At 73.1% G+C, this 7,446-nt stretch carries 6 protein-coding genes and 2 pseudogenes; 6 read left to right on the forward strand and 2 right to left on the reverse strand.

Going from position 1 to position 7,446, the window contains the following annotated elements:
- From AC2W7G_RS05720 to AC2W7G_RS05730, 3 genes are all read left to right on the forward strand, one after another.
- A partial coding sequence (locus tag AC2W7G_RS05720) for a rhodanese-like domain-containing protein (RefSeq protein ID WP_485867588.1) occupies positions 1-289 on the forward strand: 289 nt, incomplete at its 5' end.
- 86 nt (positions 290-375) lie between these two features.
- On the forward strand, positions 376-2,067 hold the full coding sequence (locus AC2W7G_RS05725) for a DHA2 family efflux MFS transporter permease subunit (RefSeq protein WP_485867589.1): 1,692 nt from the start codon (positions 376-378) through the stop codon (positions 2,065-2,067).
- Positions 2,051-2,521: a MarR family winged helix-turn-helix transcriptional regulator gene (locus AC2W7G_RS05730; RefSeq protein WP_485867590.1), complete on the forward strand. Its 471-nt coding sequence runs from the start codon at positions 2,051-2,053 to the stop codon at positions 2,519-2,521. Before AC2W7G_RS05725 ends, AC2W7G_RS05730 begins: the two co-directional genes overlap by 17 nt.
- Positions 2,522-2,698: 177 nt before the next feature.
- Here AC2W7G_RS05730 and AC2W7G_RS05735 read toward each other — a convergent pair.
- Positions 2,699-3,256: pseudogene (locus AC2W7G_RS05735) on the reverse strand (PP2C family protein-serine/threonine phosphatase); the annotation flags it as partial.
- 290 nt (positions 3,257-3,546) lie between these two features.
- Positions 3,547-4,770, reverse strand: coding sequence for a PAS domain-containing protein (locus tag AC2W7G_RS05740; RefSeq protein WP_485867591.1), 1,224 nt, complete (start codon positions 4,768-4,770; stop codon positions 3,547-3,549).
- 320 nt (positions 4,771-5,090) lie between these two features.
- Here AC2W7G_RS05740 and AC2W7G_RS05745 point away from each other — a divergent pair, with 320 nt between their 5' ends.
- The 3 genes and pseudogenes from AC2W7G_RS05745 (at position 5,091) to AC2W7G_RS05755 (ending at position 7,337) form a co-directional block, all read left to right on the forward strand.
- Positions 5,091-5,681, forward strand: a complete 591-nt coding sequence (locus tag AC2W7G_RS05745) for a TetR/AcrR family transcriptional regulator (RefSeq protein ID WP_485867592.1) — start codon at positions 5,091-5,093, stop codon at positions 5,679-5,681.
- Between the two features lie 152 nt (positions 5,682-5,833).
- Positions 5,834-6,094 (forward strand): annotated as a pseudogene (locus AC2W7G_RS05750) (MFS transporter); the annotation flags it as partial.
- A 106-nt stretch (positions 6,095-6,200) separates the two neighbouring features.
- Complete coding sequence (locus AC2W7G_RS05755) at positions 6,201-7,337, forward strand: MFS transporter (RefSeq protein ID WP_485867593.1); 1,137 nt, start codon at positions 6,201-6,203, stop codon at positions 7,335-7,337.
- The last annotated feature ends 109 nt before the right edge of the window (positions 7,338-7,446 follow it).

Consider the following 7,446-nt stretch of genomic DNA (forward strand, 5'->3'; position numbering starts at 1 on the left):
CGAGCCGCGGCCGGGCCTGCGCGGCGGTCACGTCCCTGGCAGCGTGAGCCTGCCCTTCACCGACCTGCTGGACGACGGGCGGCTCCGCCCGGTCCACGAGCTGCGTGCCGCGCTCGACGCGGTCGCCGGTCCGGACGTCCCCGTGGTCGTGAGCTGTGGCTCCGGGGTCACCGCGTGCGTCGTCGGCCTCGCGGCCGAGCTCACCGGACGTCCGTACCGCGTCTACGACGGGTCGTGGGCGGACTGGGGCCGCCCCGGTGGCCATCAGGTGGAGACCGGCGACGCGTGACCCAGATGGCTTTGGTTCCGTAGCGCAACGGTGTATCGTTGAACAGTCGCAACTATTGACGTTCACAACGAAGTGCTGGAGAGCCCATGACCACCCCTGATCCCGAGCGGACGCAGGCCGAGGCGGACGCCGACGCCGCGCGCCACCGCGCCATCCTCAAGGTCCTCACCGGACTGCTGCTCGGCATGTTCGTGTCGATGCTGGCCACCACCGTGGTCAGCTCGTCGCTGCCGATCATCCTGGCCGACCTCCACGGCGGCCAGACCGCCTTCACCTGGGTCGTCACCGCGACCCTCCTGACCACCGCCGTCTCGACCCCGATCTGGGGCAAGCTGGCCGACCTGGTCAACCGCAAGCTGCTGCTGCAGCTCGCGATCACCATCTTCATCGTGGCCAGCGCCGCCGCCGGCTTCGCCGAGGGCGCGGGCTGGCTCATCGCGATGCGCGCCGTCCAGGGCGTCGGCGCCGGCGGCCTGGGTGCGCTCACCCAGATCGTCATGGCCGACATCGTCTCCCCGCGCGAGCGTGGCCGGTACATGGGCCTGTTCGGCGGCGTCATGGCGCTCGCCACCGTCGGCGGCCCGCTGCTCGGCGGCGTCGTGACGGACGCGTTCAGCTGGCGCTGGAACTTCTTCATCGCCGTCCCGCTGGCCGTCGTCGCCCTCGTGATGATCCAGCGCACCCTGCACCTGCCGCCACTGCCCAAGCGCGTCGTCAAGATCGACTACCTCGGCATCGTGCTGCTCGCCGCCTCGGTCTCGACCCTGCTGATCTGGGTCACCCTGGTGGGCAAGGACTTCGACTGGATCAGCACGACCACCGCCGCCATGGTGCTCGGCTCGCTGCTCGGGCTCGTGCTGTTCGTCGCCGTCGAGCTGCGCCACAGCGAGCCGCTGCTCCCGCTGCACCTGTTCCGCAGCCGGACGTTCAGCTGGTCGGTCGTCGGCAGCCTCGCCGTGGGCGTCGCCATGTTCGGCACCTCGGTGTTCCTGTCGCAGTACATGCAGCTGGCCCGCGGCGCGTCGGCCACCCAGTCCGGCCTCATGACCATCCCGATGATGGTCGGCCTGCTGGGCGCCTCGGCGGTCATCGGCCGCCGCATCACCGCCAGCGGACGCTGGAAGGGCTACCTGGTCGCCGGTGCGGTCGCGCTGACGGTCGGCCTGCTGGCCATGGGCTCGATCGAGTACGACACCCCGTTCGTCCTGGTGTCGGTCTACATGTTCGTGCTCGGCGCCGGCGTCGGCATCGTCATGCAGAACCTCGTGCTCGTCGTGCAGAACGACGTCGAGCCGCGCGACCTCGGCGTCGCCAGCTCGGGCGTCACGTTCTTCCGCTCGGTCGGCGGCACGGTCGGAGTCTCCGTGCTGGGCGCCGTGCTGGGCGACAAGGTCGTCTCGCACATGGGCGAGAAGCGCGAGGCGCTCGGCCAGGCCATCGCCTCGCTCGGCGAGCAGGGGCGCTCGGTCGCCGAGGCGCTGCACAGCGGCACGATCCCGTCCGTCTCGAGCCTGCCCGGCCCGGTGCGCGACATCGTCGAGTCGGTCTACGGCCAGTCGGTCGCCGACATCTTCCTGTACGCCGCGCCGCTCGGCCTGCTGAGCCTGCTGGCCGTCGCCATGCTGCCGAACAAGGCGCTGGGCACGCAGACCCGGCACGAGAAGCAGGCCAGCCAGGACGACGCGAGCGCCGCCGAGCGCCTCGCCCAGGCCGCCGAGGCCGTCGCGGCGCAGACCGGTCCGGAGCACCCCGGGGACGGCCGTGACCACCACCAGTGAGACCGGCGCCGACGCCGGCACGCAGCGTGGCGCGATCGAGGACGTCGAGCGCCAGCTCGTCCGGATGATGTCCGACAGCAAGCGCCGCTTCCGTGACCTGGCGGTGCAGGTGCACCCGGACCTGCACGCCGCGTCGCTCGCGCTGCTGCTGCACCTCGTCCGCGAGGGCGACCAGCCGCAGGGGGCGCTCGCGTCCGTCCTGCACGCGGACAAGGGCCAGGTGAGCCGGCTGGTGACCCAGCTGGTCGACGTCGGCCTCGTGACGCGCGAGCCCGACCCGAGCGACCGGCGGGCGATGACCGTGGCCGCGACGCCCGAGGCGCGCCGGCGCATCGACGAGGTCGGCTGGCCCCAGCGCCGGATGCTGCACGAGCGGCTCGGCGCCTGGCAGCTGCGCGACGTCCAGGAGCTGGCCGAGCTGCTGCGCCGGCTCAACGACGACGAGCGCGGCTGACCGGACCCGCACCCACGACGAGGCCCTCCCCATGCGGGGAGGGGCCTCGTCGTCGTCAGGGCAGCCGGGCGGGACGCGCTGCGGCCCGGCCTCGGGCGGACGCGGCCGGTCCTCGCGGTGCACCCGCACCATGACCAGGGCGACGTCGTCCTCGGGGACGTCGGGCCGCAGCCGGCGCAGGATCGCGTCGCAGGCCAGGTCGGCGGCCAGCCCCTGCGCCACGACCTCGGCGAACGCGTCCCGCAGGCGGGCGATGCCGACGTCGATGTCCTCGCCCCGGCGCTCGACCAGGCCGTCGGTGTAGAGCAGCACCGTCGAGCCCGCCGGCAGGTCGAACACCGACTCAGGACGAGGCGCGTCCGGGTCGAGGCCGAGCAGGACGCCGGGCTCCTGCTCCAGCTCGTGCACGTCGACCTCGATGTCGTCGTACGGGCTGATCTCGGCCACGTCCACCCGGACGCCGGGACGCTCCGGGTCGTGCGCGACCGCGACGAGCGGCGGCGGGTGCCCGGCGCTGGACCAGCGCAGGCGGGTGATGCCCCGCTCGCGGTCCTGCGGCGACTGCTCGAAGCGGGCCGCGACGGCCGTGGCCGTGGTCTCGATCTGCAGCAGCGACATGGCCGCGTCGACCCGGCGCAGCACCTCGGCCGGTCCCTCGCCCGTGGTGATGGCGATGCCGCGCAGCAGGCCGCGGAGCTGGCCCATGGCCGTCGCGGCCGCGGTGTCGTGCCCCACGACGTCACCGATGACGACGTTCGTCGCGCCGTCGGCCTGGATGAACGAGTCGTACCAGTCGCCGCCGACCTCGGCGCCCTCCGCTGCGGGCTCGTAGCGGACCGTGACGTGGAGGTGGTCGGGCTCGGGCGGGTCGGTCAGCAGGCTGCGCTGCAGGGCCTCGGCGAGCTTGCGCTGCTCGGCGAAGACCCGCGCGTTGTCGAGCGCGAGGCCGGCGCGCGCGGCGATCTCGCGCAGGACGTCGAGGTCCTCGGTGCCGAACGCCGGCCGGTCGGCCGAGCGGTACGCGGTCAGCAGGCCGACCGTGCGCCCGCGCCGCGCAGCGGGACGGCGACGGCCGACTCCGGCGCGAGCTCGGCCAGGACCTGCCGGGCCTCCTCGGACTCCAGCGCGGCACCGACGGTCTCCTCGGCGTGGCTGGCGAGGATGACCGGGTCCTGGCTCTCCAGGCCGCGGCGCACGAAGGACTCGTCGCTGAGCGCCGAGATGCGCACCTTGGCGTAGCGCTCGACCAGGTTGCGCCGCTCCGGGTCGCCGTGCCAGGTGGCCAGGTCGCGGAGCCGCTCGCGCCAGCGGTCCGTGGCCAGCTCGCCCTCGCCCTCGACGAGGGTGACGATGCACCAGTCGGCCAGGGTCGGGGCCACGAGCTCGGCGAGCACCGCGACGGCCTCCTCGGCCTCCATCGTCTCGTTGAGCGCGCCGGTGATCTGCGCCAGAAGGCTGCTCACCCGCGAGGTGCGGACGAGCTCCTCCTGCAGGCGGCGACGCTCGGTGATGTCGAAGAAGTAGACCGAGAGCCCGTTCGGCGTCGGCCAGGCCCGCACCTCGTACCAGTCGTCCAGCGGCGGCGGGTAGTACGCCTCGAACATCACCGGACGTCCGGTCTCGGCCGCCTGGCGGTACGCGCGCTCGAACTCCGAGCCGACCGACTCGGGGAACAGGTCCCAGATCACCGACCCGACGACGTCGAGGCTCACGGCACCGAGCAGGCGCTGGGCGACGGGGTTGGCGTAGGTGAAGTGCCAGTCGCGGTCGAGGCTGAAGAAGGCCATCGGCATGGCCTCGAGCACCTGGGTGACTCGGGCGTCCTCGTCGCGCTCGGCCGTGCTGTCGAAGGCGGCACCCAGCAGGTGCTGGGGGGTTCCGTCGGCCGAGGAGACCACGAGGCCGCGGGCGGTGATCCAGCGGGTCTCGCCGTGCGGGTCGATGATGCGGTACTCGGCCTCGTACGTGCCGGTCTTGGCGATCGCCACGTCGAGGGCGGCCGAGACGCGGTCACGGTCCTCGGGGTGCACGGACGCGAAGAACGTCTCGATGGTCCCGTCGAACGTCGTGCCGTCGAGGCCGAAGATCTCCAGCAGCGACTCGTCCCAGCGCAGCTCGCGGGTCGTCAGGTCCCACACGAACACGCCGACGCCGGCGGCGCCGACGGCCACCTCCCAGAGGTGGTGGTCCAGGCCGCTGGCCGAGCCGGTGAGCAGGGATCGGCGAGGTCCGTCCTGCGACGACGTCACCGCCCGGTCACCCGTCCGCCCACGATGTCCACCTTCGTCCGCTCCCACCGGCGTCCGGACGGACGTCGGGCGTGCGTGCGAATCCTCCCACGCGCGCAGCGCACCGGGCCACAGGGCCGCCCCTGGGGATCGCGGCGGGGCGCACCGGCTCCGACGCGTCCCCCGACACTCGTCCCGGGCCCTGCCCCGGTGGGACTGTGCCCGACGTCACGCCGCGTCACCCAGAGTTCATCGACGAAGGGGTGGCGCCAGCGGTGCCGGGCCCCCTACGCTGGGGATGAAACGGAACGGTTCCGTTTCATCCGATCGAGGGTCCCGCCATGATCTGCCCCGCCGACTCCGGCTCCGTGCGTCCTCGCGTCGAGGGCGACCGCGAGCAGGAGATCCTCGCCGTCACCCTCGAGGTGCTGGCCGACGTGGGCTACGACCGGCTGACCATGGACGCCGTGGCGACGCGGGCCAAGGCGTCCAAGGCCACGCTGTACCGCCGGTGGAGCAGCAAGGTGGGGCTCGTGATCGACGCCCTCGTCCACTCGAAGGGACCCACGAGCGACGCCGACACCGGCACGCTCAAGGGCGACCTCGAGGCCGTGTTCTGCGGCATGGGCGGACTGACGGACCAGACCACGATCGGCGCGTTCGGGGCCGTCGTGACGGCCCTGGCCCGCGACCCCGAGTTCGCCGAGGCGTTCCGCCGCGACGTCCTCGGACCCAAGATCGCCGCCTCGCGGCTCATCTGGGAGCGAGCCGCCGCCCGCGGCGAGCTCCGTGACGACATCGACCTCGAGCTCTTCGAGCCGGCCCTCGCCGGCATCGTCCTGCAGCACGTGATCGTCATGGGAGAGGCGGCCGACCCCGGTCTCATCTCTCGCGTGATCGACCAGATCATCGTGCCCTCCGCCACGCGCTGAGCGGCACCCCTCCCCTTCCCGTCCGTCTCCGTGCGAGCCGGACCTCTCCTCAAGGACCCCTCATGACCGACACGACCTCGTCCGAGGCGCCGCCCGGGCGCCGCGAGCTCCACCTGGGCTGGGCGCTGCTGCTCATCTCCGTGGCGCAGCTGATGGTGGTGCTGGACGCCTCCATCGCCAACATCGCCCTGCCGTTCATCGGCGACGACCTGCACATCGACGACGCCAACCTGACCTGGATCGTCACCGGCTACGCGCTCGCCTTCGGCGGCCTGCTGCTGCTCGGCGGACGCCTGGGCGACCTGTACGGACGCCGGCGCGTCTTCATGATCGGCCTGGCGGTCTTCGCGATCGCCTCGCTGCTCGGCGGCCTCGCCGCCAACGAGGGCCTGCTGCTCGCCGCCCGCGGCCTGCAGGGCCTGGGCGCCGCGCTGGCCTCGCCCGCCGCCCTGGCGCTCATCACCACGACGTTCCCGGCCGGCCCCGGCGCGCAACCGCGCGTTCGCCGTCTACGCGGCCATGTCCGGCGCGGGCGCGGCCGTGGGCCTCATCCTCGGCGGCTGGCTCACCGGCCTCGACCCCGTGCTCGGCCTCGAGGGCTGGCGCTGGACGTTCCTCATCAACGTGCCGATCGGCCTGCTCGCGGCCGCCGCGGCGCCGCGCTTCCTCAACGAGTCCGAGTCGCACCCCGGCGAGCTGGACGTCCCCGGCGCCATCACGGGCACCCTCGGCCTGCTCGGCCTGGTCTACGGCTTCACCCGCGCCGGCGAGGAGGCCCACGGCTGGGGCGACACCTGGACGATCGCGTCGCTGGCCGCCGGCGTCGTGCTGCTGGCCCTCTTCGCCGTCGTCGAGTCGCGGGTGGCCCACCCGCTGCTGCCCGTGCGCGTGTTCGCCAACCGCACCCGGGCCACGAGCTTCCTGGTCATGATGATCGTCCCGGCCGCGATGTTCGCGATGTTCTACTTCCTGAGCCTGTTCATCCAGCTCGTGGTCGGCTACAGCCCGCTGCACACCGGCTTCGCGTTCCTGCCGTTCTCGGTGGGCATCGTCGTCGGGGCCGGCGTCTCGTCCAACCTGGTCAACCGCATCGACCCGCGCTTCATCGCCGGGGTCGGCACCCTCATGGCCGCCGGCGCGCTGTTCGGCTTCTCGCGGCTGGACGTCCCGCACGGCACGGCCGACCTCATGGCGCTGGCCGACGGCGGCCACCTCGGCGAGGGCGTGAGCTACTGGGCCTCGATCTTCCCGTTCATCGTCCTCATGTCGGTCGGCATGGGCGCGGTCTTCGTGCCGCTCACCCTGACGGCGGTGCACCACCTGCGCGCCGAGGACTCGGGCATCGGCTCGGGCGTGCTGAACACGATGCAGCAGGTCGGCGGTGCGCTCGGCCTGGCCATCCTCAGCACCGTGGCGCTGCAGGCGAGCGACGCGACCAAGACCGACCTGGTCCGCGACCTGACCGCCCGCGGTCTGCCGGCCGACGCCGCCGGACCGCTGGCCTTCCTCGGGTCGTTCACCGAGGGCGCGACGGCGGCCTTCCTGGTCGGCGCGGCGCTCATCGCCATCGGCTCCCTCGCGATCTGGGCGTTCCTGAACGTCAAGCACGAGGAGCTGGCCACGGACGGCCCCGAGGGCGGCGTCCACGTCGGCTGATCCCCGACGCGTCCCCGCGACCGCCCCGTCCGACCTTGTCGGGCGGGGCGTCGCTGCGTCCGGAGGCCGTCAGGCGGAGCCCGTGCGCGGCCCCGGGCGACGCCGCGCA

The organism is Aeromicrobium sp. PFPM2_SD2 (genome assembly GCF_057364525.1).

Excerpts from the sequence above, each read along its gene's own strand:
- AC2W7G_RS05725 (WP_485867589.1), top strand. The coding sequence starts at position 376 with ATGACCACCCCTGATCCCGAGCGGACGCAGGCCGAGGCGGACGCCGAC.
- AC2W7G_RS05745 (WP_485867592.1), top strand. The coding sequence starts at position 5,091 with ATGATCTGCCCCGCCGACTCCGGCTCCGTGCGTCCTCGCGTCGAGGGC.
- AC2W7G_RS05755 (WP_485867593.1), top strand. The coding sequence starts at position 6,201 with ATGTCCGGCGCGGGCGCGGCCGTGGGCCTCATCCTCGGCGGCTGGCTC.